The 21454-nt window shown below is 66.9% G+C and carries 22 protein-coding genes; 3 read left to right on the forward strand and 19 right to left on the reverse strand.

The genetic code is table 11. The features are described from left to right. Positions 1 to 39: 39 nt before the first annotated feature. The 7 genes from SOM47_RS12650 to SOM47_RS12680 all read right to left on the reverse strand — a co-directional run bounded on the left by SOM47_RS12650 (position 40) and on the right by SOM47_RS12680 (position 5276). A complete protein-coding gene (locus SOM47_RS12650; RefSeq protein ID WP_101099439.1) occupies positions 40 to 381 on the reverse strand; it encodes a lipid-A-disaccharide synthase N-terminal domain-containing protein in 342 nt (113 codons plus the stop codon). Further along, positions 381 to 1103 carry a glycosyltransferase family 2 protein gene (locus tag SOM47_RS12655; RefSeq protein WP_320505784.1) on the reverse strand — a complete coding sequence of 241 codons (723 nt, stop codon included), beginning with the start codon at positions 1101 to 1103 and terminating at the stop codon, positions 381 to 383. Before SOM47_RS12655 ends, SOM47_RS12650 begins: the two co-directional genes overlap by 1 nt. 90 nt (positions 1104 to 1193) lie before the next feature. Then, positions 1194 to 2159, reverse strand: a complete 966-nt coding sequence (locus SOM47_RS12660) for an NAD-dependent epimerase/dehydratase family protein (RefSeq protein ID WP_042613893.1) — start codon at positions 2157 to 2159, stop codon at positions 1194 to 1196. An 8-nt stretch (positions 2160 to 2167) separates the two neighbouring features. Then, positions 2168 to 3094 (reverse strand): ParB/RepB/Spo0J family partition protein, encoded by a 927-nt coding sequence (locus tag SOM47_RS12665; RefSeq protein WP_372487481.1) that lies wholly within the window; start codon positions 3092 to 3094, stop codon positions 2168 to 2170. Then, positions 3091 to 3888: a ParA family protein gene (locus SOM47_RS12670; protein ID WP_042613895.1), complete on the reverse strand. Its 798-nt coding sequence runs from the start codon at positions 3886 to 3888 to the stop codon at positions 3091 to 3093. Before SOM47_RS12670 ends, SOM47_RS12665 begins: the two co-directional genes overlap by 4 nt. Positions 3889 to 3999: 111 nt before the next feature. After that, entirely contained in the window at positions 4000 to 4638 is a 639-nt protein-coding gene (gene rsmG / locus SOM47_RS12675) for a 16S rRNA (guanine(527)-N(7))-methyltransferase RsmG (protein ID WP_042613909.1), read from the reverse strand. A gap of 38 nt (positions 4639 to 4676) precedes the next feature. Continuing rightward, a complete protein-coding gene (locus SOM47_RS12680; RefSeq protein ID WP_320505785.1) occupies positions 4677 to 5276 on the reverse strand; it encodes a 4'-phosphopantetheinyl transferase family protein in 600 nt (199 codons plus the stop codon). An 84-nt stretch (positions 5277 to 5360) separates the two neighbouring features. Between SOM47_RS12680 and SOM47_RS12685 the strand changes: the two genes are divergently transcribed. Continuing rightward, on the forward strand, positions 5361 to 5612 hold the full coding sequence (locus tag SOM47_RS12685; RefSeq protein ID WP_320505786.1) for a GlsB/YeaQ/YmgE family stress response membrane protein: 252 nt from the start codon (positions 5361 to 5363) through the stop codon (positions 5610 to 5612). A gap of 73 nt (positions 5613 to 5685) precedes the next feature. Here the strand turns inward: SOM47_RS12685 and xth are convergent, their stop codons facing one another. The 7 genes from xth to oleC form a co-directional block, all read right to left on the reverse strand. Continuing rightward, positions 5686 to 6453: an exodeoxyribonuclease III gene (gene xth / locus SOM47_RS12690; RefSeq protein ID WP_320505787.1), complete on the reverse strand. Its 768-nt coding sequence runs from the start codon at positions 6451 to 6453 to the stop codon at positions 5686 to 5688. 116 nt (positions 6454 to 6569) lie between these two features. Further along, positions 6570 to 7334 (reverse strand): pseudouridine synthase, encoded by a 765-nt coding sequence (locus SOM47_RS12695; RefSeq protein WP_320505814.1) that lies wholly within the window; start codon positions 7332 to 7334, stop codon positions 6570 to 6572. Beyond that, positions 7331 to 8986: a ubiquinone biosynthesis regulatory protein kinase UbiB gene (ubiB, locus tag SOM47_RS12700; protein ID WP_320505788.1), complete on the reverse strand. Its 1656-nt coding sequence runs from the start codon at positions 8984 to 8986 to the stop codon at positions 7331 to 7333. Before ubiB ends, SOM47_RS12695 begins: the two co-directional genes overlap by 4 nt. Continuing rightward, the gene (locus tag SOM47_RS12705) at positions 8983 to 9618 is read right to left on the reverse strand and encodes a ubiquinone biosynthesis accessory factor UbiJ (RefSeq protein WP_320505789.1); all 636 of its coding nucleotides are present in this window, start codon (positions 9616 to 9618) and stop codon (positions 8983 to 8985) included. The genes ubiB and SOM47_RS12705 overlap by 4 nt, the downstream gene beginning before the upstream one ends. Before the next feature lie 205 nt (positions 9619 to 9823). Beyond that, positions 9824 to 9979 carry a DUF1328 domain-containing protein gene (locus tag SOM47_RS12710; RefSeq protein WP_042613899.1) on the reverse strand — a complete coding sequence of 52 codons (156 nt, stop codon included), beginning with the start codon at positions 9977 to 9979 and terminating at the stop codon, positions 9824 to 9826. 63 nt (positions 9980 to 10042) lie between these two features. Then, positions 10043 to 11053 carry a 2-alkyl-3-oxoalkanoate reductase gene (oleD, locus tag SOM47_RS12715; protein WP_192085000.1) on the reverse strand — a complete coding sequence of 337 codons (1011 nt, stop codon included), beginning with the start codon at positions 11051 to 11053 and terminating at the stop codon, positions 10043 to 10045. Continuing rightward, positions 11050 to 12708: an olefin beta-lactone synthetase gene (oleC, locus tag SOM47_RS12720; RefSeq protein WP_320505790.1), complete on the reverse strand. Its 1659-nt coding sequence runs from the start codon at positions 12706 to 12708 to the stop codon at positions 11050 to 11052. The genes oleD and oleC overlap by 4 nt, the downstream gene beginning before the upstream one ends. 105 nt (positions 12709 to 12813) lie before the next feature. Between oleC and SOM47_RS12725 the strand changes: the two genes are divergently transcribed. Continuing rightward, positions 12814 to 13230 carry a YkgJ family cysteine cluster protein gene (locus tag SOM47_RS12725; RefSeq protein ID WP_042613902.1) on the forward strand — a complete coding sequence of 139 codons (417 nt, stop codon included), beginning with the start codon at positions 12814 to 12816 and terminating at the stop codon, positions 13228 to 13230. A gap of 183 nt (positions 13231 to 13413) precedes the next feature. Here the strand turns inward: SOM47_RS12725 and SOM47_RS12730 are convergent, their stop codons facing one another. The 5 genes from SOM47_RS12730 to SOM47_RS12750 all read right to left on the reverse strand — a co-directional run bounded on the left by SOM47_RS12730 (position 13414) and on the right by SOM47_RS12750 (position 19187). After that, positions 13414 to 14307, reverse strand: a complete 894-nt coding sequence (locus tag SOM47_RS12730) for an alpha/beta fold hydrolase (protein ID WP_320505791.1) — start codon at positions 14305 to 14307, stop codon at positions 13414 to 13416. Between the two features lie 62 nt (positions 14308 to 14369). Further along, positions 14370 to 15386: a 3-oxoacyl-ACP synthase III gene (locus SOM47_RS12735; protein ID WP_057507087.1), complete on the reverse strand. Its 1017-nt coding sequence runs from the start codon at positions 15384 to 15386 to the stop codon at positions 14370 to 14372. A 97-nt stretch (positions 15387 to 15483) separates the two neighbouring features. Next, positions 15484 to 15801 (reverse strand): DUF4156 domain-containing protein, encoded by a 318-nt coding sequence (locus SOM47_RS12740; protein WP_192084997.1) that lies wholly within the window; start codon positions 15799 to 15801, stop codon positions 15484 to 15486. 256 nt (positions 15802 to 16057) lie between these two features. Further along, entirely contained in the window at positions 16058 to 17707 is a 1650-nt protein-coding gene (locus tag SOM47_RS12745) for an MFS transporter (RefSeq protein ID WP_320505792.1), read from the reverse strand. Positions 17708 to 17765: 58 nt separating this feature from the next. Then, a complete protein-coding gene (locus SOM47_RS12750) occupies positions 17766 to 19187 on the reverse strand; it encodes a DcaP family trimeric outer membrane transporter (RefSeq protein ID WP_320505793.1) in 1422 nt (473 codons plus the stop codon). 280 nt (positions 19188 to 19467) lie between these two features. On the opposite strand from SOM47_RS12750, the gene acs reads away from it, so the two are divergent. Further along, positions 19468 to 21411: an acetate--CoA ligase gene (gene acs, locus SOM47_RS12755; protein WP_042612001.1), complete on the forward strand. Its 1944-nt coding sequence runs from the start codon at positions 19468 to 19470 to the stop codon at positions 21409 to 21411. The last annotated feature ends 43 nt before the right edge of the window (positions 21412 to 21454 follow it).

Raw genomic sequence — 21454 nt, forward strand, 5'->3', positions numbered from 1 at the left:
TGCTGCCCCGCTACATGGGTCGAACGTCCTGCCCGCGGACTAGTGAGCGGCCTTGTCGCGCTTCCAGCCGCGGTGGGCGATATCCAGCTTCAGGCTGTACAGCGCAGTGAACGCAGGGAAAAGGTTCTGCAGCACGCCGACCGAGTCCTGTTTTGCGGAAAACAGGAAGTAACTCAGCGTCATCAGGCTGCCGACCACGCTCATGTACCAGAACAACCGCGGGATCACCGGCTTGCCGGCGCGCCGCGAAGCGACGAACTGCACCAGCCAGCGGCCGCCGAACATCAGCGCGCCGGTGTAGCCGATCAGCTTCCAGCCGGTGACGTGCAGCCCGGTCCAGTACAGCCAGGTCAGCGGCTGGTCCAGCAGGGGAAGGTCCATCAGCGTTCTTCCACGGCGGTGCGGCGGCTGCGCGTGATCAGCCACGCCACCCCGCGCAGGTCGCGCAGGCCGACCAGCGCCCGCTGCAGGTTGTTGTACTTGGACACTCCGGCGGTACGCGGGCGGTGGTTGACCGCCACGCACTGCGTGGTCCAGCCGGCACGCTGCATCAGCGCGGGCAGATAGCGGTGCATGTGGTCGAAGTAAGGCAGGTCCAGGAAGGCGTCGCGCTCGAACAGCTTGATGCCGCAGCCGGTATCGGGGGTGGCGTCGTGCAGCGCGCGTGCGCGGATCGCGTTGGCCCAGCGGCTGGCCCAGCGTTTGCTGCCGCTGTCCTTGCGGTTGACCCGCCAGCCTGCGAACAGCTTGACCTGGGCGTCCGCCGCCCTGCGCGCATCGAGCAGCTTGGGGATATCGGCGGGATCGTTCTGGCCATCGCCGTCCAGCGTGGCGATCCATGCGCCGCGGGCATGCTTGACGCCGGTCCGCACCGCCGTGCTCTGGCCGCTCTGGCTGACATGGTGCAGCACGCGCAGCTCCGGGGTGCTGGCCTTCAGGGCCTGCAGCACCGCCAGCGTGTCGTCCTGCGAATGATCGTCCACGTAGACGATCTCGAACGCTACGCGGCCGCGCAGCGCTGCGGTGATTTCAGCCACCAGCGGGGCGACGTTGTCGCGTTCGTTGAATACCGGGACGACGACGGAAAGCTCGGGATGACTCATCGGGAACTCGGCCAAGGGAAAGTAAAACAGCGCGCATTCTCCGCTGCCGAGGTTATCCGAAGATGAACCCGGCTGCCCAGCATCCTCGCTTCAGGCGCGTTCGCCGAAATAGTCCCGGCACCACGCCACCACCGGCGGCAGACCCTGTTCGATCGGCAGGGACGGTGAATAGCCGAACGCGTCATGGGCACGGCGGGTGTCAGCCATCGTGCGCACCATGTCGCCGGCCTGCATCGGTTTGTAGACCTTGCGTGCAGGGCGAGCGGCGGCTTGCTCGATCACCTCGATGAACCGCTCCAGCTCCACCGGGGTGTGGTTGCCCAGGTTGAACACGCGGTGCGGCACCGGCTCGGTGCTGGAATGCGCGAGCGCACCAAGGATGCCCGCCACGATGTCGGAAACATGTGTGAAATCGCGCTGCATCCGGCCTTCGTTGAACACCTCGATCGGCCTCCCGGCCAGCACCGCGCGGGCGAACAGCAGCGGCGCCATGTCCGGCCGCCCCCAGGGGCCGTACACGGTGAAGAAGCGCAGACCGGTGGCGCGCAGGCCATACAGCTGCGCATAGCTGTACGCCATCAATTCGTTGGCGACCTTGGTGGCTGCGTACAGCGAGCGCGGCTGGTCCACGCGCTGGTCTTCGGAGAACGGCGGGGTGGCCGAATCGCCATACACCGAACTGCTGCTGGCATACACCAGATGCTCCACGCGGTGGTGGCGGCAGGCTTCCAGGATGTTGACGAAGCCACTGAGGTTGCTGTCGACGTAGGCCTGCGGATTTTCCAGCGAATAACGCACGCCGGCCTGCGCCGCCAGGTGGATCACCGCCTGCGGCTGGACCTCTTCGAACAGCGCAGCCAGGCCGTTGCGGTCGGTCAGATCCAGCGTGCGCAGGTCCAGCTGCGGGCACAGCGCCGCTACGCGGTCGCGCTTCAGCTGGGGATCGTAGTAATCATTGAAATTGTCCAGGCCGACCATCGGCTGGCCGGCCTGCAGCAGCGCCTGCGCGGTGTAGGCCCCGATGAATCCCGCAGCACCGGTAAGCAGGATCTTCATGCGGTCGCTCAGCCGCGCTGGGCCCGCAACCGTTCCAGCACGCCATCCAGCGTGTCCAGATCGGTGTAGTGGATGACCAGCTTGCCTTTGCCGCCGCGGCCGTGGTTGATCGCCACCTTGGCACCGAGCGATTCGCTCAGCTCGGTTTCCAGCGAGGCGATATCCGCCTGGGGCGCGCTGCGCGGCGCCGGCTGCGGGCGGTTGCCCGGCACCTTGCCGGCGGCGAACGCCTGCGCGCGGCGCTCCACTTCACGCACCGACCAGCCTTCATCGGCCGCTTCCTGGGCCAGCTTGCCGGCCAGTTCCGGGGCCAGCGTCAGCAGCGCGCGGGCGTGGCCCATTTCCAGGCGGCGCGATTCCAGCAGCACGCGGATCGCGATCGGCAGTTCCAGCAGGCGCAGCAGGTTGGACACCGATGCACGCGAACGGCCCACCGCTTCGGCGGCTTCGGCGTGGGTCAGGGTGAACTCGCTGATCAGCCGATGCAGCGCTTCGGCTTCTTCCAGCGGGTTGAGGTCTTCGCGCTGGATGTTCTCGATCAGCGCCATCGCGATGACGGTGCGGTCTTCCAGCTCACGCACCACCACCGGCACTTCGTCCAGGCCGGCCAGCTGCGACGCACGCCAGCGGCGTTCGCCGGCGACGATCTCGTAGTTGCCGCCCGGCAGCTGGCGCGCCAGGATCGGCTGGATCACGCCCTGCGACCGGATGGAATCAGCCAGTTCGGCGAGCTTGGCCTGGTCCATTTCGCGCCGCGGCTGGTACTTGCCCGGCTGCAGCTGGCCGATCGGCAGCCTGCGCAGCACCTCACCAGGCAGCGGTTCGATCACCGCCGTGGCCTGCACCTGGCTCACCGAAGCCTTCGGTCCCAGCAGGGCATCCAGGCCGCGGCCGAGGCCACGCTTCTTCCCTGCGGCGGGCTTGGTGGTCATCAGGCAGTCTCCACGGCCTTGGCGGCCTTGTTGCGATCGTTGTTGCGACGGATGATCTCCCCGGCCAGGCCGAGGTAGGCCACGCCACCGCGCGAGCCACGGTCGTAGCCGACGATGCTCTGGCCATGGCTGGGCGCTTCGGCCAGGCGCACGTTGCGCGGTACGATGGTGCGGAACACCAGGTCGCCGAAGTGTTCGGTGAGCTCGCCGGACACCGCGTTGGCCAGGTTGTTGCGCACGTCGAACATGGTGCGCAGCACGCCTTCGATTTCCAGGGCCGGATTGAGGTTGCCGCGCAGCGCTTCGATGGTTTCCACCAGCGCGCTCAGGCCTTCCAGGGCGTAGTACTCGCACTGCATCGGCACCAGCACCGAATCGGCGGCGGCCAGGGCATTCAAGGTCAGCAGCGAAAGCGCCGGCGGACAGTCGATCAGGATGTAATCGTACTCATCGCGGATCGGTGCCAGTGCGCGCTTCAGGCGCTGTTCGCGCTCGCCCTGGCCCATCAGCTGGATCTCGGCGGCGGTCAGGTCGATGTTGCCGGGCAGCAGGTCATAGCCTTCGGCCGATTTCACCCGCACTTCCGCCGCGGTGCTTTCGCCCAGCAGCAGGTCATAGGTGGACGAGACCAGATCGCGTTTTTCCACGCCGCTGCCCATCGTCGCGTTGCCCTGCGAATCCAGGTCCACCAGCAGGACGCGCTTGGGGGCGTGGGCCAGGGCGGCGGACAGGTTGACGGCGGTCGTGGTCTTGCCGACGCCACCCTTCTGGTTGGCGATGGCGATGATGCGGGCCATGCGGGTGAGCCTCGTCGACGGTTGCTGGGGCTGGTCATTATGCGTACAACCAGCCCCGGGCGGAAATCGGGATGCGCCAGGGCCTTGCCGAACAAGGACCGGCGCAGCCGTTCAAGGACCGGTAATGGTCACCAGATGGCGCTCGCCGGACAGCCCGGGAACCTGCAGCGGCACCACCTCGCGCACGGTCCAGCCCGCCGGCAGTGCGGCGATTTCATCGTGCGGATGGAGGCCTTTCATGGCCAGCAGCACCCCGCCCGGGCGCAGCAGGTGGCCACCCACGCGCACGATACCTTCCAGCGTGTCCATCGCACGCGCGGTGATCTGGTCGTACCGGCCGGGCTCGTCCAGCGCTTCGGCACGCGATTCGGCGACCCGCGCATTGCCCAGCTGTAGTTGGCGCACGGCTTCGCGCATGAAGCGCGCCTTCTTGCCGTTGCTTTCCACCAGGGTGACCTGCAGGCCGGGACAAGCGATGGCCAGCGGAATGCCAGGCAGCCCCGGACCGGTGCCGAGGTCGGCCAAGGTGCCCTCGGTTACGTGCGGCTGCATCGCCAGCGAATCCAGCAGGTGGCGGGTGACCATCTCCTGCGGATCGCGCACGGCGGTGAGGTTGTAGGTCTGGTTCCAGCGATGCAGCAGGGCCAGGTAACGCAGCAGCGGCGGCGCCAGCTCGGCGGCCAGGCCCATGTCGGCCAGGCCACGCTGCAGCGTGTCGGCGACGGCAGGCGGAAGGTTGTGTTCGCTCATGCCGGCATTATCGCCGGTTTCACCCGGCCACGAGCGCTTCAGGCCGCGTGCCAGGCCAGCGCAGCGCGGAAATCGGCGCGCGCCTGCCACTCGTGCAGGTGCCAGCGTGCGGCCGGTCCGAGTGCCGGATCGCACCAGTGCAGCTGCAGGCTGCCGTCGCGGGCGGGGGCGAACTGCAGGCGATGCAGGCCGAAGGAGATACCCTGCCCGTCTGCCTTCAGCATGGCCTCCTTGGCACACCAGACACGGAAGAACCAGTGTTCGCGATCAGCCTCGGACAGGCTTTCCAGCCATTCGATTTCCGCCGGATGGAAGAAGCGGCGGACGATTTCCAGCAGCCGCGGCCGCGGCCGCAGCAGTTCCAGGTCCACCCCCAGCCGCACGCCTTCGCCCAGCGCCACCAGCAGCAGCTCGCCGCTGTGGCTCCAGCCGGTGCCGTAGCCGGACAACGCGGCAGACAGTTCCGGGCGGCCACGCGGGTCACGGACCAGCGGCAGCGCCAGCGGATCGCCCCCCAACGCCTCTGCCAGCACCTGTCGCGCCTGCGGTTCGCCGCGTTGTCCGGGCACGTGGGGACGGCGCCAGACCGTCACCGGACCGAACTGCCACGGGCCATCGAGGGGCAGCTGCGGGGTCACGATGCGCTCCTGCCAGCACGACTGCACAAGCGGTTCACGGCCGGGCGCGTCAACTGAAGTCCCTTGGGACGTGGAGGTGCGGCGATGGGCATCATCATCTGGTTGATCGTAGGCGGCATCGTAGGCTGGCTGGCCAGCCTCATCATGAGGCGTGATGGCCAGCAGGGCATCATCCTCAACGTGGTGGTCGGCATCGTCGGCGCGCTCATTGCCGGTTTTCTGTTCGGTGGCGGGATCAACGACGCGATCACGCTGCGCACCTTCCTGTACTCGTTGATCGGCGCGGTGATCCTGCTGGCGATCGTCAACCTGTTCACCCGCAAGAGCATACGCTGACGCCGCGCTGGTACCGGCCGCTGGCCGGATGGAGCAACACGACGGGGCCCGGTCACTGCCGGGCCTCGTTGTTTCAAGCCAGCTGCACCCACGCCGGGGCATGGTCGCTGGGGCGCTCCCAGGTGCGCGGTTCGCGATCGACGCCCGAGGCCACTGCCGACGCCTTCAGCGCGTCCGATACCAGGGTCAGGTCGATGCGCAGCCCCAGGTTGCGGCGGAAGCCGGCGGCGCGGTAATCCCACCAGCTGAACACCCCGGCCTCGTCACTGTGCAGGCGGAACGCATCGTGCAGGCCCAGCTGCAGCAGCTTGTTGAGCGCGCCACGTTCGGCGGTGGAGGTCAGGATGTGGTTTTCGTTCCAGACCAGCGGGTCGTTGACGTCACGTTCGTCCGGGGCGATGTTGAAATCGCCCATCACGATCAGCTTCGGGTAGCGCTGCAGTTCACTGGCGATCCAGGCGTGCACGGCCTCCAGCCAGCGCAGTTTGTAGGCGTATTTGTCGGTGCCCACGTCCTGGCCGTTGACCACGTACAGGTTGATCACCCGCAGCTCGCCGAAGGTACCGGCGATGACGCGCTTCTGCTCGTCTTCAAAGCCGGGGATGCCGATCTGCACGTCCTGGGCCGGCTCGCGCGACAGCAGTGCCACGCCGTTGTAGGTCTTCTGGCCAGCGAACACGCTGCGGTAGCCGGCGGCGATCAGCGCCGAATCCGGGAACTTGTGGTCTTCCAGCTTGGTTTCCTGGATGCCGACGATATCCGGGCCGAAGTCCTTGAGCCACTGCTCCAGGTGCGGCAGGCGGACGTTGAGGGAATTGACGTTCCACGAGGCGATTTTCATGGCGGGGATTGTAGCCCGCCCGGTGGTGCGGCCCGGTAGCGCCGAGCCATGCTCGGCGGCTCTTTGCCGAAGACTACGGATATGTTCCGCCGAGCATGGCTCGGCGCTACCCGCCTTCAGGCCGGCGGGACGTCCCAGCCGAACAGATCCAGCGCCTTCTGGAATGCGGCGTCGACCGGTGCGCGCACAACCACCGTGCCACCGTCCGGATGCGGGAAACGCAGGCGCTCGGCATGCAACAGCATGCGGTGCACGCCCTGCATGCGGAAGATGCGGTTGTGCCGCCCATCGCCATGGCTGGTGTCACCAATCATGTGGTGCGACAGGTGCTTGAGGTGGCGGCGGATCTGGCGGAAGCGCCCGGTCTGCGGCTGGCAGCGCAGCAACGCATAGCGCGAGGTGTTGAACTCACCACTCGGCACCGCCAGCTCGCCGGTCGCCAGGCGCTGCAAATCCGTCACCGCCCGCTTCTTCACCGGCTTGCCGGGGCCGCCGTCCAGGTCATGGTCGACCTGCCAGCTTTCCTCTGCCGGCCACCCACGGCACACGGTGAGGTAATCCTTCTGTACCTCCCCGCCCATCAGCGACTTGCCCAGCGCGCTGGCGGTATCGCGGTCGAAGGCCAGCAGCAGGCAGCCGCTGGTGGCACGGTCCAGCCGGTGCACCAGGAAGATCTGCCGGCCCAGCTGCTCGCGGAGCCGATCGGCCAGGAAATCATCCTCGCCGCGCGCCAGCTTGCTGTCGTGGACCATCAGCCCGGCGGGTTTGTCGACCACTGCCAGGCGTTCGTCCTGGTGCAGCAGCTGCAGCGGTTCCGCTGCCGCGACGGCCGCCGCATCGTCCTGGATCGTTTCCTCGATCACCGTCCCGCCCCCCGTCATCGCCACCACGCCCGCGCCAGCGCCAACCCACCCAGCACGCCGGACACCGCGCTCCAGATCGGCATGTCACCGAAGTACAGGCCCGGCGGCTGCAGCACGTACATCAGCGCGGCGATCGCCAACAGTCCGACACCGGTGATTGCGCCCACGGCGCGCTTCTGCAGCCGTCGCAGGCTGGCATCCAGTGCGGCCAAATCGCGCGAGCGCATCGACAGCTCATGCCGTCCTTCCACCTGCTGGCTCAGCCAGGCGTGCACCAGCCGCGGCATGTCCGGCGCATGGGTCATGATTTCCGGCACCCGCTTGCCGATCTCGCGCAGCACCCGGCGCGGGCTGTAGCGCGCACGCAGGATCTTCGCCAGCACCGGCTTGGCCACCGCCCAGATATCGATCTGCGGATCCAGCTGGCGCCCCACCCCTTCGATGTTGAGCAGGGTCTTCTGCAGCAGGATCAGCTGCGGCTGCAGGGTCAGCTGGTAGCGCTGCGCCACGCGGAACAGCTTCATCAGCACTTCCGCCAGCGAAATCTGCGACAGCGGGCGGGTGAAGTACGGCTCGCACACCGAACGCACCGCCGACTCCAGCTCGTCGATGCGCACGTGGTCGGGCATCCACCGGGCCTGCACATGTAGTTCGGCGATGCGCCGGTAATCGCGGTTGAAGATGGCCATGAAGTTCTCGGCGAGGTAGTACTGGTCCTCCTGCGAGAGCTGCCCCATGATGCCGAAATCCAGCGCGATGAAGCGCGGATTGGCGCGGCGCTGCGGATCGATATCGACCCAGATGTTGCCGGCGTGCGCGTCGGCGTGGAAGAAGTTGTCGCGGAACACCTGGGTGTAGAACACCCGCACGCCCTTGGCCGCCAGCGCGACGCGGTCGATGCCGGCGCGGTCCAGCGCTTCGATGTCGTCCGAGGGGATGCCCCACACGCGTTCCAGGGTCAGCGCGCGTTCGGCCGTGTGGCTCCAGATCACCTCGGGCACGTACAGGTCGTCGGAGTTCTCCCAGAACCGGCGCAGCACGCTCGCATTGGCCCCTTCGCGCTGCAGGTCCAGTTCTGCCGAAAGCGTGTTTTCGATCTCGGCCACCACTTCGCGCGGGCGGATCTTGTCGGCGCGCGGATGGGTGCGCTCGACCAGCGTCGCCAGCGAGTTGAGCAGGGCGATGTCGGCGACGATCTGCTTTTCGATGTCCGGGCGCAGTACCTTCACCACCACCTGCCGGCCATCGCCGAGCGTGGCGGCGTGCACCTGGGCGATCGATGCCGAGGCCAGCGGCTCGGTATCGAAACTGGCGAACGCCGCACTGACCGGCATGCCCAGCGCCTGTTCGACGATGCGCCGTGCGGTATCACCGTCGAACGGCTTGACCCGATCCTGCAGCAAGGTCAGTTCGACGGCTACATCCGGCGGCACCAGGTCGCGGCGGGTGGAGAGGATCTGTCCGAACTTGACGAAGATCGGGCCGAGGTCCTGCAGCGCCAAGCGCAGCCGCGCACCGCGGGACTGCGCGGCGATGTCCGCCGATGCGCGTGGCACGAAGGGTTTGGCCAGCCGCAGCCAGCGCTCGGCCGGGGTGCCCTGCAGCAGGTCGTCCAGCCGGTAGCGCAGGATGATGCGGCCGATGCGGCTGGCCCGCAGCAGCGCCTTCACGCGGCACCCCGCAGGCGCTGCACGCGCGCGGCGATGCGCTCGACGTCGTCGCGCAGCACGTCCACGTCGTCATGGAAGGCATCCAGCTCGCCGCGCGGCACCACGTCACGCGATTCCTCGGTGACGAACTCGGCGGCCGTATGCGCGAGGTCGGACGCGCCGCGGCGTGCTTGCTGCAGGGCACTGCGCAGGGTATTGGCCACCTGCACGCCCAGCACTTCGCCGAACACGCGCACGAAGGGCAGCTGCCAGTCCGGATCGAAGCCCTTGGCCAGCTGCTGCAGGCGGCGCGCCAGTTCTGCATCGCCGGCCACCCGCACGCGCCCGGCCGTGTTGGCCTGGGCGCCGCGTGATCTTGCCAGCAGCGGCAGCTGTGCCAACACCCCGGACAGGCTGCTGCGCACGGCCAGGTCGGCTTCGCGATGGTCAACCGGCCCCACTTCCAGCGCCTCGCCGTGCACGCTGATGCGCATCGCCAGCGCGGGCGCTTCCAGGGTCAGGTCGATATGGCGGCCATCCAGTGCGGTCAGCGCCTGGCGGGTATCAGGGTCCAGCGCAAGCGCGCGGTTGAGCGCGGCTTGCAGGGCGCGGCCGGCAACCGGCTTGAGCGACTTGAGCAGGGAAAGAGGCATGGCGGGCATTCTACCTGCCTGATGAGGTAGTGACGCCCGCTGTGGTGGGTGACGACCGTTGGTCGTCACGCTGTTCCCGCTGCGCTCGCCGAGCATGGCTCGGCGCTACCGCCATTCCGGTAGTGACGGCCGCTGGCCGTGATCGTGCAGAAACAACAAAGCCGGGCAATGCCCGGCTTTGTATTTCAAGCAACCCGACCGGAGGTCAGGTTCGCTTGCGGAACATCGAGATGATGGCCAGCACCAGGAAGACCACGAACAGGATCCAGGCGATGTTGCTGGCGGCACCGGCAATACCGGAGAAGCCAAGCACTGCGGCAATCAGGGCGATGACGAAAAAGATGACGGCGTAATGCAGCATGGCGTTCCTCGCGGTTAACGTGCCGGGGTGGCGTTGGGGACCATACTCACGTGCCAGCGGTGTTCATCTGGTGATGGAAATCTCGCCGATTGATGAAGCTTTCAGCCGCGTGAGCCCTTCGTCAATGCTCACCACGGGCACATAACCGAAGTCACGGCGCGCCGGTTCCATGCTGTACCAGTGCGCGGTGCACAGCTGTTCGGCAAGGAAACGGGTAAGCGGCGGCTCACCCGGCAGGCGCAGCAGCGGCCACAGTTTTTCGGCCACCGCACCGATGCGATATGCGGTCTTGAAGCTTACCGACTTCGTCACCGGGGGCGCGCCTACCGCAGCCAGCAGCTTGTTTAGCAGCTCGCGCATCGGCAGCGGTTCGCCGTTGGAAATGAAGTACGCCTTGCCCGCGCACGCCGCACCGGGTGCCAATGCATCCAGCGCCAGGAAATGCGCCAGTGCGGCGTTGTCGATGTAGGTGGTATCGACCAGGTTGCTGCCATCGCCGACCAGACGCAGGCGTCCAGCGCGCGAACGCTGCGCCAGCCGCGGCACCAGCTGCAGATCGCCTGGCCCCCAGATCAACCGGGGGCGCAGCGCCACGGTGGCCAGCGTGGCATCGTTGGCCGCCAGCACGCGTTGTTCGGCAATCGCCTTGGTCGCGGCATACGGCGCCTGGAAGTCTTCGCCATACGGCACCTCGTCCGCACCCAGCCCTTCCACCGGATGCGTAGCCCGATGGGTCACGCTGGGCGTGGAGGTGTAGACCAGTTTCGAAACCCCCTGCGCACGGCAGGCGGCGATGACGTTGTCGGTGCCGACGACATTGGCCCGGTGGTAGCTGTCATAGCTGCCCCACGCTCCTGCCTTGGCCGCGTTGTGCAGCACCGCGTCCATGCCCGTCACGGCGTGCAGCACCGCCTGCGCATCGGCGAGATCCCCCTGGATCTGGCCCACGCCCATGGCCTGCAGCGCCGGGTAATGACCGCGATTGAAGCTGAGGACCTGGTGCCCGCGTTCGGCAAGGCCAGCGCACAGCGCCTGGCCGAGGAATCCACCGCCGCCGGTAACAAGGATCTTCATGCGTGTTTTTCCCGTTGCGAAGCGGCCCAGATCGCCAGCTTCTCGCGGCCGATCTTGGCGTTGTGGCGGATATCCACCGGGAACCCCGGATGGACCAGGAAGTCCTGCAGTCGCGCCTCGGGCAGGCGCACGGCCGCCTTGGTGCGCAGCGCTTCCTGCAGGGCGGCGGAATCGGAATGCCCGCGCAGCAGCTCCACGCACAGCACCGGCACCTGCGCACCCGGCGCACCGACGCCGACCAGCGCAGTGCGCGCCACGCCGGCCACGGTGTTGAACACCGGCTCGACCTGTTCGGTGTACAGCGGCCCCTGCGCGGTTTCCACGCGCTGGGTCTTGCGCCCACAGAACCACAGCTGGCCCTGCGCATCGAAGTAGCCGACATCGCCCATGCGGTGCACCACGCGGGTGCTCCCATCGGCCAGCGTCTCGTTGATCTTCGCCGCCGCGGTGGCCTGCGGACGGTTGAAATAGCTGTCTGTCGCAGTGGGTCCGGCCACGGTGATCTCGCCCACTTCACCCACCGCCAGCTCACGCACCTGCGACCAGTCCGGCAGCGGCGCGTCGTCGATGGCGATGATGCGCACCTGGTTCGGTGCCACCACCCCGCCCACGCAGGTCCCGGCACCGCCTTCAGTGGCCGCGCGGGTGTTTTCCAGCGCGCGCCCTTCGATCACCGCGACCGGCAGGCATTCGGTGGCGCCATACGGCGTCCAGAACTGGGCATCGGGCGGCAACAGCCGGCGGATCCTGGCCACCACGTCCGGCGGCACCGGCGCCCCCGCCGAGGTCACCCGCTTGACCCCCGGCAGCGGCTGGCCATGGTCGGCCAGCACCCGCATCAATGCCGGCGAGCCGAACAACTGGGTGACGCCGTGGCGTTTGATCGCATCGTGCAGGCGGCGCGGATCGGCGCTGGCCGGGCGCGTCGGGTCCATGTCCGGAATCACCGACGTCAGCCCCAGTGCCGGGTCGAACAGGGCGAACGGCGGGAAGGTCGGCAGGTCCACCCCGCCCGGTTCCATCCCGAACGCCGAACGCAGCAGCTCGACCTGGCCGACGAAATGGCGGTGGCGGTAGACCACGCCCTTTGGCACGCCGGTGGAGCCGCTGGTGAACAGGATCGCAGCGGTATCTTCGCCATCGGTGGCGGCCAGCATCGGCGGCGTACCGGCGCCGGCCCGCTCCAGCGCGGCCAGTGTGGTGCCGCCCCAGCCCAGCCGGCGGCCGACGGTCACCAGCAGCGTGGCCGACGGCGCCCAGCGCAGCGCAAGCCGGGCCACGTGGGCCAGCGCAATGCCAATGAAGGCCTGCGGCTGCGCCTCGTCCAGGCACTGTTTCAGCGCGCGCTTGTCGATGCCCGGATCCACCAGCACCGGCACCGCACCCAGCTTGAACAGCGCGAACATCAGCAGGAAAAACTCGGGCGAAGGCCGCACCATCACCACCGCACGTACGCCGCGGCCGATGCCGTAGGCGGCCAGGCCGGCGGCCATGGCATCGCTGCGCGCATCCAGCTGACGGTAATCCAGGGTCACGTCATAGGCCGCCATGCCATTGCCCGGACCGCGCCGTCCGGGGCAGCGGATGGCGATCTGGTCGGGGCGTTCACGCGCCAGTTCGGGCAATCGTGCGGCGATGTTGCTGTATAGGTTCATCCGTTCATTGTCGCCGGATACGGAAATTCTTGCGCGCCGGCCCGCATCATGGAAAATCCGCACTCTCTTTTCATGTCGCTAACGGCCGCCCGAGGCGCCCTGCCCATGCAACACCCCTGCATGACCTGCGGCGCCTGCTGCACCCAGTACCGCGTGGCATTCCACTGGATGGAATCGGATGAAGTCACCCCCGGCGGCGTGCCGCACCAGCTGACCGAAGTGCTGGACCCGCATCGCCTGTGCATGCAGGGCACCCATTCGGCGCCGGTTCGTTGCGTGGCGCTCGACGCCCAGATCGGCGTGTATTCGCGGTGCACGATCCATCCCAACCGGCCCAGCGTGTGCCGCGAGGTGGACGCTTCATGGGAATACGGCAAGCCCAGCGCGCAGTGCGAGAAAGCCCGCATCGCCTACGGCCTGGACCCGCTGACGCCGGCCGACTGGCGCTGGCGCGACGCCGCCGGCAACGATGACGACCACCCGGATGACAACGGCTCGCCGCAGGCCCCGATCGCGGCCTGAGTAGCGCCGACTGTCGGGGGCGGGCAGTGGGGCTGGGCGGGGGCGTTGAGCGCCATGGGTGGCGCGAAACGAGGCCCGCAGGAGCGGCTTTTGCCGTCCCCCGCCCAGCCCCACCGCCCGACGCCAAGCACGATGCCTGCTTTCAGAGCCCACCCGCGAGGGGCTCCGCCGTTCGCAGCCCGCTCAGCCGAGCGGATGCGCATCCAGGAACGCGCGGATCCGCGGCACCAGCACTTCATGCTTGTCTTCCAGCACGTAGTGGCCGGCATCCTCGAACGCGTGCACTTCCGCCTGCGGCAACGCCGCCTGGAAGCCCTTCAGGAAGTGGTGGTCGAAGACGAAATCACGCAGGCCCCAGCCGATGAAGGCGGGCCGGTCGGCGAAGGACGGCAGCACCTGGCCGGAGCGCTCCAGCAGCGGCCACGCCTTGTCGGCCGGCGACAGCGGGATGTCCTGCATGAAGCGGATCGTGCTGATGCGGTTGGCATAGCTGTCGTACGGCGACACGTAGGCGCGGCGCACATCGGCCGGCATCTTCCGCTCCACGCCCAGCCACGACGCACCGGAGGAGAACGCATTGAAGGTGCGGATGATCCACTCGCCGATCTTCCAGTGCCGCCCCAGTGCGATCTGCCACGGCATTTTCTTCGCCGCCGGCATCGGGAACGCCGCGGTGTTCAACACCACCAGGCGCTTGACCTGGGCGTGGTGGGACAGCGCCCAGCCGAAGCCGATCATGCCGCCCCAATCGTGCACGGCCAGGGTCACCGGACCGGTGATGCCCAGGTGCGCCAGCAGCGCGTCCAGGTCATCCACGCGCGACTGCAGGGTGTATTCGTAGCGGTCGTCGGCCGGCTTGTCCGACAGGCCCATGCCGATGTGGTCCGGCACGATGCAGCGGTAGCGGTCGGACAGGCCGGCCACCAGCGTGCGCCAGTAATAGCTCCACGACGGATTGCCGTGGACCATCACCACCACCTCGCCATCGCGCGGGCCTTCGTCGAGGTAGTTCATCGACAGGCCCGGACGGACCTCGAACCGATGGGGAGTGGACGGGTAGCCGGGAAGATCGCGCATGCGGTGCACCTGTAAAAAGGGCCGGTAGTACCGGCCCTTGGGAAGACGTTACCGGGCCTGGCTCACCAGACCACTTCAGCCATCGAGCAGTTCAGCCCCGAGCCGATGCCGAGCAGTGCGATGCGATCGCCCTTTTTCAGCTTGCCCAGCTGCTTCAGCTTGCTCAGCACGATCGGCACCGAGGCCGGGCCGATGTTGCCGTGCTCGCCGAAGATGGTCATCACCTTCTTCGGATCGATGCCGAAGTTCTTGATGAATGCGGCGGTGTGCGGCTGGCTGACCTGGTGGATGACGAACTGGTCCAGCTCCTCCACCGCCCAGCCCAGCGCGATCTTCGCTGCGGCGAAAGTCTTCTGGGCCAGCTTGATGCCTTCGATCAGCAGCAGGCGGGTATCGGTGACCATGCGGTCCAGGTTGCCCAGGCACAGCTGGTTCCATTCGGTGGCCGAACGGGTGACGCCGCCCTTGTAGCGCGGGGCATCGGGGACCAGCTCCGAACGGGCCATGACCATCGCCGCCGCGCCCGACCCGGTGGTCAGCGCCGCCAGCTCGTTGCGGAAATCTTCGGCGGTGACGCCCGGGGCAGTCATCCGCTCCAGGGTCTTCTCGTACACCAGGTTCGCGGTTTCGCCGTCGACGACCAGCGCGTAGTTCAACTCGCCACGCTCGATCATCCGCGCGGCGATGTCCATGCCATTGATGAAGGCAAGACAGGCATTGGCCACGTCGAAGGTCACGCATTCCTCGCCCACGCCCAGGTTGCCGGACACGATGCTGGCGGTGGACGGCTCCAGGTAGTCGCGGCTGACCGAGGTGTTGATCACCAGGCCGACGTCGGCCGGACCGATGTTCGCGTCTTCCAGCGCCTTGCGGGCCGCCATGGTGGCGGCGTCGGAAGCCAGCGTGCCCTCGTCCCACAGACGGCGCGCATGGATCCCGGCAACGTCACCCAGCACGTCGGTACGGATACCGAGGCGGTCCAGGGTGGGCTGCAGGCGTTCGTTGATTTCCTTGGTCGTTAGCGTGTGGGGCGCGTCGACATGCGCCAGGCCGGCGATCGAGACATTCTTGAAGAGCATCGAGTTAGCGCCAAGGCTCAGGCAAAGGGGGCGTCATTCTATAACCCTCTTGGCCTGACCGCACCTTTACCGATTCAGCTTTACCGTATGGTGCGTTTCAGCGCGGCGGGCACTGGAAGGCGGCGAAGCGCTGGCTGCCATCGGCCGGCGGCGCGGCGGCCTGCACGGCGTTGGCGCCGGCGCTGGGCGCCTCGTTGCGGGCCAGGGTTTCCAGCTCTTCCTGCACGCGCAGCGGGTTGCGGTTATAGAAGCCGACCTTGCTCTTCACGGTCACCACCACCTCGCCCTTGGTCTGGCAACCGGCCGGGACCGCGCCGGGGGCCAGCACGCGCACGGTCTTGCCGGACGACTCGATCGGTACCCAGGTGCAGGCAGTGGTGGCGAGCAGCAGGGTGGAGATCAGCAGGAAGCGCATGGCGGAGTACCGGATAAGGTTTCCGCGATTGTGCCTGAACAGGCTGAACGGGAGGTAGCGCCGGAGCCATGCTCGGCGAGCGCAGCGGCACGGCAGGGGCAGCGGCGTGACGACCAACGGTCGTCACCCACCGGCGGTCGAAACAGGACGGCCAGCGGCCGTCACTACCGGGGCCGGCGGCCGTGCGTGTGGGGCGCAAACGCGAAGGGGCCGCGGATTTCGCCGCGGCCCCCGGTTCACTTCGTGTCGATCACCGTTACTTGGTGATGTCCACGTTCCTGGTATCGCGCAGGAACAGGCCACCGATGACCACCGTCATCAACGCGATGGCGATCGGGTACCACAGGCCGTAGTAGAGGTTGCCGGTGCCGGCCACCAGCGCGAAGGAAATCGCCGGCAGGAAGCCACCGAACCAGCCGTTGCCGATGTGATACGGCAGCGACATCGAGGTGTAGCGGATGCGGGTCGGGAACAGTTCCACCAGGTAGGCGGCGATCGGGCCGTAGACCATGGTCACGTACAGCACCAGGATCCACAGCATGAAGATCGTGCCGGGGATGTTGATGCGCGCGTTGTCCGCCTTGGCCGGATAGCCTGCGTCCACCAGCGCGGCCTTCAGCTCGGTACCGAAGGCATCGGCCTTGGCCTTGCCGTCTTCCTTGGTCAGGCCAGCCGCTTCATACGAGCTCACCTTGGACGCGCCGACATTCACCACCGCCAGCGAACCGGCCGGTGCCGGCTGCACGTCATACGGCACACCGGCCTTGGTCAGCGCGGCGGTCGCCACGTCGCAGGAGCTGGTGAACTTGCGCAGGCCCACCGGATCGAACTGGAACGAGCAGGTGTTCGGATCGGCGACGACCAGCGCCGGCGAATTGGTGCGTGCTTCTTCGATGGCCGGGTTGGCGAAGTGGGTCAGGCCCTTGAACACCGGGATGTAGGTGACCGCGGCCAGCAGGCAGCCGGCCAGGATGATCCACTTGCGACCGATGCGGTCGGACAGCCAGCCGAAGAAGATGAAGAACGGCACGCCCAGCGCCAGCGCCGCGGCGATCAGCAGGTAGGACGTGGTGGCGTCGACCTTCAGCATGCTGCTGAGGAAGAACAGCGCGTAGAACTGGCCGCCGTACCACACCACTGCCTGGCCGGCCGCAGCACCCAGCAGGACCAGCAGCATCAGCTTCAGGTTGCCGTCCTTCAGGCTGTCACGGAAGGGGGTCTTGGAGCCCTTGCCTTCGGCCTTCATCTGCTGGAACAGCGGGGATTCGCTCAGCTGCAGGCGGATCCACACCGAGACACCCAGCAGCAGGATCGACACCAGGAAGGGAATGCGCCAGCCCCAGTCTTCGAAGGCTTCGTTGCCCAGGAAGTAGCGGCAGGCGAGGATGATCAGCAACGACATGAACAGACCCAGCGTGGCGGTGCACTGGATGAAGCTGGTGTACAGGCCACGCTTGTTGGCCGGGGCATGTTCGGCCACGTAGGTGGCCGCGCCGCCGTACTCACCGCCCATCGCCAGGCCCTGGGCCAGCCGCAGGATGATCAGGATCACCGGTGCGGCGAAACCAATCGAGGCGTAGTTGGGCAGCACGCCGACCAGGAAGGTCGAGATGCCCATGATCAGGATCGTGACCAGGAAGGTGTATTTGCGGCCGATACGGTCGCCGAGGCTGCCGAAGAACGCCGCGCCGAACGGACGCACGAAGAAGCCGGCCGCGAAGGCCAGCAGGGCGAAGATCATGCCCGTGGTTTCATTGACCCCGCTGAAGAACTGCTTGGCGATGATGGCGGCGAGTGAGCCGTACAGGAAGAAGTCGTACCACTCGAAGACGGTGCCAAGGCTCGAGGCGAAGATGACCTTCTTGTGACCCTTGGTGAGTTGTGCTGTTGCAGGTGTTGTTGACATGGGAAGCTTCCCCTCCGAAGCATGGTGACAGTGGGTGCCGACCTGGGTCGGCACTCAGTTAGAAGCTGTACTTGGTGGTGAACTGCACGCGGTTGATGTCGCCCTTGCGACCGTCTTCGATTTCGCGCACGCCGTACATGTATTCCGCACCGATATCGACCTTCGGCATCGGCGTATAGAACACATTGCCGCGGATGCTCTGCACGCTCTTTGTGACCAGCGGGCCCAGCGTTCCGTCGTTGTCGTAGTCACTGCGCGCGTAGATCAGGTTGGTGCGCAGCTTGGGGGTGAACGCATGCCGCCAGCCCACGTAACCGGCCAGCACGCCGGTAGTCGCCAGCTCGTCGCGCGCGACGTCATAAGCGGTATCGGCGGTGATACCCAGGCCGATGTAGCGCGAAATACCCTCGCCACCGGTCAACTGATAATGCAGGGTGTCCGAGTCGGCCATCACCCATTTGCCGCCCAGCGTCAGGCCTCCGGCGATCTTGTCCGCATCCGCGCCGGTGGTCTGGTTGTCGACCTTCAGCTGGCGGACCAGGCCGGCCACGCCGAAGGTGCCCCAATCGCCCTTCCAGGCATAACGCACGGTCAGGTCGGGCAGGCTGCCACGATCGGAGTTGGCGCTGGCGTTGGTCCACGCCCCGGTCACCGGGTTGCGCACGCCGGTCAACGTGGTGGTTTCCGGGTTTTCCAGCGCAACGCTCAGGCCGCCGGTGGTGTAGCGGATCTGTGCCTGGCGCACGAACACCACGCCGTCGGTGGGACCGACGAAATCGGCGGCTTCGGGAAGCGAGGCCGCGTCCATGAAGTTGGTCCAGGTCTGGCCGGCCGTCCACTTGTTCCAGTACATGTAAGCGTGCCGCAGGGTCACGCCATAGGTATTGGTGGCGGTCTGGTTGCCCAGCGAATTGCCGAAGAAATCCATCTCGAAGAACGCACCGGCCTTGTTGCCGTTTTCGCTGACGTTGTCGATGCCCAGGTTGAAGCGCGAGAACTTCGCGTGGGCGTTGAAGTCCACGTCCGAACGCTCACCGGTGCCGCCGGCGCCAGCCACCGGAGTCTGGCCCGGCAGGTACAGCGCGCGGCCGGTCGCATCGTCGGCCAGCTGGCCATCGCCGGTCTGGGTGGCCAGGAAATCGGCCTTGATGAAGCCGCCGATCTTGACCGTGGTGCCCGGCGCGGCGCCGGGGGTGATGGTGGTGACCTGGATCGGCTGCTTGCCTGCCGGCACTGCGGGTTTCTGCTCGGCCTGCACCGTCCTCACTTCGGTCACGGCCTGCTGGGTCTGGCTGATCTGGCTCTGCTGCTGTTGCTGCGATGACAGCAGCAGCTGAACCTGGCGCTCCAGCTCGCCCACGCGTGCTTCCAGGGCCTTTTCTCTCGCGGTTTCGGCCAAGGCCATGCCCGGTGCAGCCAGTGCGACCAGCATGCAGGCAGCCAGCGGCTTGCGCAGCGTCTTCAACGTACGGTGGTTCATGTTGCCCTCTCTCCCAAGTGGCAAATCGAAAGACGCGCGTGGGGCACGGTCGAAGCCGAGGGTGCGACCGGTTGACGCACGGCGGCTATTGGCCATTAGTCGTACCTGCTGCGGCGGGCCGGGCCGTGTTCACCGGGCACGGCCTCTGCGCCTGTCGGCCTGCGACCATCGTCTAAGCACGGCGGTGTCGCGGGCGGGGATAGATCGGGCAAACTGGATGGCAACGGTTGCGCCGCATGCTGCAACCGCACATCAAAGTCCACGTGCAAGTGAGGGCGCCATGGCTGATCTCTATCCCGTCGACCCGCAGTTCGCCAAGAACGCGCGGATCGACAAAACCACCTACCAGCAGCAGTACCAGGCCTCGATCGCCGATCCGGATGCGTTCTGGGGCGAAGCGGCGCAGCGGCTGCAGTGGTTCAAGCAACCCAGCATCATCAAGAATGTCAGCTATGACCTGGCCGACTTCCACATCAAGTGGTTCGAAGATGGTGAGCTCAATGCCAGCGTGAACTGCCTGGATCGCCAGCTCGACACGCGCGGCGACAAGACCGCCCTGCTGTTCGAACCGGACAGTCCGGATGTGTCGGCCCAGCACGTCACTTACCGCGAGTTGTACGAGCGCACCTGCCGCCTCGGCAACGCGCTGCGCAACCTCGGGGTCAAGAAAGGCGACCGCGTCACCATCTACCTGCCGATGATTGTCGATGCGGCCGTGGCCATGCTGGCCTGCGCGCGTATTGGTGCGATCCACTCGGTGGTGTTCGGCGGGTTCGCGCCGAACTCGATTGCCGATCGCGTCAGCGACTGCGCCAGCAAACTGATCATCACCGCCGATGAAGGCCTGCGCGGTGGCAAGAAGATTCCGCTGAAGGCCAACGTCGATGCGGCGCTCAAGCTGCCCGGCACCAACACGGTGGAAACCGTACTGGTGGTGCGCCATACCGGCGGCGCGGTGGACATGCAGGCCCCGCGCGACCGCTGGTTCCATGACGTGGTGGACAGCCAACCGGCCGAGTGCGAGCCAGAGCGCATGAACGCCGAGGATCCGCTGTTCATCCTCTACACCTCCGGTTCCACCGGCAAGCCGAAGGGCGTGCTGCATACCACCGGTGGCTATCTGCTGTATGCGGCCTACACCCATGAGGCAGTGTTCGACCTGCGCGAAGATGACATCTACTGGTGCACCGCCGACGTCGGCTGGGTCACCGGCCACAGTTACATCGTCTACGGGCCACTGGCCAATGGCGCCACCTCGCTGATGTTCGAAGGCGTGCCGAACTTCCCCAGCACCTCGCGCTTCTGGGAAGTGATCGACAAGCACAAAGTCAGCCTCTTCTACACCGCACCGACCGCCATCCGCGCGCTGATGCGCGAAGGCGAAGAGCCGGTCAAGCGCACCTCGCGCGCGTCGCTGCGCCTGCTCGGCAGCGTCGGCGAGCCGATCAATCCGGAGGCCTGGCGCTGGTACTACGAGGTGGTCGGCGACAGCCGCTGCCCGATCGTCGATACCTGGTGGCAGACCGAAACCGGCGGCATCCTGATCTCCCCTCTGCCCGGTGCGGTGGACCTGAAGCCGGGCTCGGCCAGCCTGCCCTTCTTCGGCGTGCAGCCGGCCCTGGTCAATGCCGATGGCGAGATCAAGGACGGCGCCACCGAAGGCAACCTGATCATCCGCGATTCGTGGCCGGGCCAGATGCGCACCGTGTACGGCGACGACCAGCGCTTCATCGATACCTACTTCCGCACCTATCCGGGCGCCTATTTCACCGGCGACGGCTGCCGTCGCGACGAGGACGGCTACTACTGGATCACCGGCCGCGTCGACGATGTCATCAACGTATCCGGCCACCGCATCGGCACCGCCGAAGTGGAAAGCGCGCTGGTATCGCATCCGAAGGTGGCCGAAGCCGCCGTCGTCGGCTTCCCGCACGAGGTGAAGGGCCAGGGCATCTATGCCTATGTCACCCTGATCGCCGATGAGGCGCCCAGCGACGAACTGCACAAGGAACTGGTGGCGTGGGTGCGCAAGGAAATCGGCCCGATCGCCACGCCGGACCACCTGCAGTGGGCCCCCGGCCTGCCGAAGACGCGTTCGGGCAAGATCATGCGCCGCATCCTGCGCAAGATCGCCGAGAACGCGCCGGATCAGCTGGGCGACACCTCTACCCTGGCCGATCCGTCGGTGGTGGCCTCGCTGGTGGACGAACGCAAGGTCAAGTAATGCGCCACGCGGCGGACCGGGAGGAGGGCCCGGTCCGCACGTT

The organism is Stenotrophomonas sp. CFBP8980 (assembly GCF_034046095.1).
Classification (GTDB): domain Bacteria; phylum Pseudomonadota; class Gammaproteobacteria; order Xanthomonadales; family Xanthomonadaceae; genus Stenotrophomonas; species Stenotrophomonas lacuserhaii.

What these genes read in the sequence shown, in the direction of transcription:
- SOM47_RS12650 (WP_101099439.1), bottom strand. Translation starts at nt 381, where the DNA reads ATGGACCTTCCCCTGCTGGACCAGCCGCTGACCTGGCTGTACTGGACC.
- SOM47_RS12655 (WP_320505784.1), bottom strand. Translation starts at nt 1,103, where the DNA reads ATGAGTCATCCCGAGCTTTCCGTCGTCGTCCCGGTATTCAACGAACGC.
- SOM47_RS12660 (WP_042613893.1), bottom strand. Translation starts at nt 2,159, where the DNA reads ATGAAGATCCTGCTTACCGGTGCTGCGGGATTCATCGGGGCCTACACC.
- SOM47_RS12670 (WP_042613895.1), bottom strand. Translation starts at nt 3,888, where the DNA reads ATGGCCCGCATCATCGCCATCGCCAACCAGAAGGGTGGCGTCGGCAAG.
- rsmG (WP_042613909.1), bottom strand. Translation starts at nt 4,638, where the DNA reads ATGAGCGAACACAACCTTCCGCCTGCCGTCGCCGACACGCTGCAGCGT.
- SOM47_RS12685 (WP_320505786.1), top strand. Translation starts at nt 5,361, where the DNA reads ATGGGCATCATCATCTGGTTGATCGTAGGCGGCATCGTAGGCTGGCTG.
- xth (WP_320505787.1), bottom strand. Translation starts at nt 6,453, where the DNA reads ATGAAAATCGCCTCGTGGAACGTCAATTCCCTCAACGTCCGCCTGCCG.
- SOM47_RS12695 (WP_320505814.1), bottom strand. Translation starts at nt 7,334, where the DNA reads ATGACGGGGGGCGGGACGGTGATCGAGGAAACGATCCAGGACGATGCG.
- SOM47_RS12705 (WP_320505789.1), bottom strand. Translation starts at nt 9,618, where the DNA reads ATGCCTCTTTCCCTGCTCAAGTCGCTCAAGCCGGTTGCCGGCCGCGCC.
- SOM47_RS12710 (WP_042613899.1), bottom strand. Translation starts at nt 9,979, where the DNA reads ATGCTGCATTACGCCGTCATCTTTTTCGTCATCGCCCTGATTGCCGCA.
- oleD (WP_192085000.1), bottom strand. Translation starts at nt 11,053, where the DNA reads ATGAAGATCCTTGTTACCGGCGGCGGTGGATTCCTCGGCCAGGCGCTG.
- oleC (WP_320505790.1), bottom strand. Translation starts at nt 12,708, where the DNA reads ATGAACCTATACAGCAACATCGCCGCACGATTGCCCGAACTGGCGCGT.
- SOM47_RS12725 (WP_042613902.1), top strand. Translation starts at nt 12,814, where the DNA reads ATGCAACACCCCTGCATGACCTGCGGCGCCTGCTGCACCCAGTACCGC.
- SOM47_RS12730 (WP_320505791.1), bottom strand. Translation starts at nt 14,307, where the DNA reads ATGCGCGATCTTCCCGGCTACCCGTCCACTCCCCATCGGTTCGAGGTC.
- SOM47_RS12735 (WP_057507087.1), bottom strand. Translation starts at nt 15,386, where the DNA reads ATGCTCTTCAAGAATGTCTCGATCGCCGGCCTGGCGCATGTCGACGCG.
- SOM47_RS12740 (WP_192084997.1), bottom strand. Translation starts at nt 15,801, where the DNA reads ATGCGCTTCCTGCTGATCTCCACCCTGCTGCTCGCCACCACTGCCTGC.
- SOM47_RS12745 (WP_320505792.1), bottom strand. Translation starts at nt 17,707, where the DNA reads ATGTCAACAACACCTGCAACAGCACAACTCACCAAGGGTCACAAGAAG.
- SOM47_RS12750 (WP_320505793.1), bottom strand. Translation starts at nt 19,187, where the DNA reads ATGAACCACCGTACGTTGAAGACGCTGCGCAAGCCGCTGGCTGCCTGC.
- acs (WP_042612001.1), top strand. Translation starts at nt 19,468, where the DNA reads ATGGCTGATCTCTATCCCGTCGACCCGCAGTTCGCCAAGAACGCGCGG.